Source organism: Colwellia demingiae, assembly GCF_007954275.1.
GTDB classification, from domain to species: Bacteria; Pseudomonadota; Gammaproteobacteria; order Enterobacterales; family Alteromonadaceae; genus Colwellia; species Colwellia demingiae.
In genome coordinates, this window is record NZ_VOLT01000034.1 from 1 (window position 1) to 771 (window position 771).

Below are 771 nucleotides of genomic sequence, written 5' to 3' on the forward strand. Positions count from 1 at the left end.
AAAGAAGCGTTATCTGAAGGGTATGTTGAGTATCAGCAAAACGTTATCGATAACGCCCGTGAAATGGCAAAAACATTCCAACAACGTGGTTATAACGTGGTCTCAGGTGGTACTGATAATCATTTATTCCTACTGGATTTAATCGATAAAGGCATTACCGGTAAAGACGCGGATGCCGCGCTGGGCCGCGCTAACATCACGGTCAATAAAAATTCAGTGCCTAACGATCCACAATCCCCGTTTGTCACCAGTGGCCTGCGTATCGGCACACCGGCTATCACCAGTCGTGGTTTTGGACTTGAGGATTCGGCAGCACTCACCGGTTGGATTTGTGATGTGTTAGACGACATCACCAATGAACAGGTGATTGATGAGGTTCGAAACAAAGTGTTGGACTTATGTGAAAAAAATCCAGTCTACCGCTAGGTAACCTGACGGACACCTAAGTGGCTTATAAGCCGCTTAGCTCTCCTTGTTTAGCCAATAATACAATTTAGAAAAAGGGTATACCATGCAACAATATTCAGGATTTGGTTTATTAAAACACTCGTTAAGTTACCACGAGAATTGGCAACGGGTTTGGAGTAATCCGACACCGAAGAAACACTATGATGTTGTGATCATAGGCGGCGGTGGACATGGTCTGGCAACGGCTTATTATTTAGCGAAAGAACATGGTATCACTAACATTGCCGTGATTGAAAAAGGCTATTTGGGCGGCGGTAATACCGCGCGTAATACCACCATTGTGCGTTCAAACTATTTATGGGA

At 44.5% G+C, this 771-nt stretch carries 1 protein-coding gene and 1 pseudogene; both read left to right on the forward strand.

The features are described from left to right. Positions 1-426 (forward strand): annotated as a pseudogene (gene glyA, locus ESZ36_RS22425) (serine hydroxymethyltransferase); the annotation flags it as partial. An 85-nt stretch (positions 427-511) separates the two neighbouring features. Further along, positions 512-771: FAD-dependent oxidoreductase (locus tag ESZ36_RS22430; protein ID WP_146792031.1), on the forward strand; the 260-nt coding region annotated here is incomplete at its 3' end.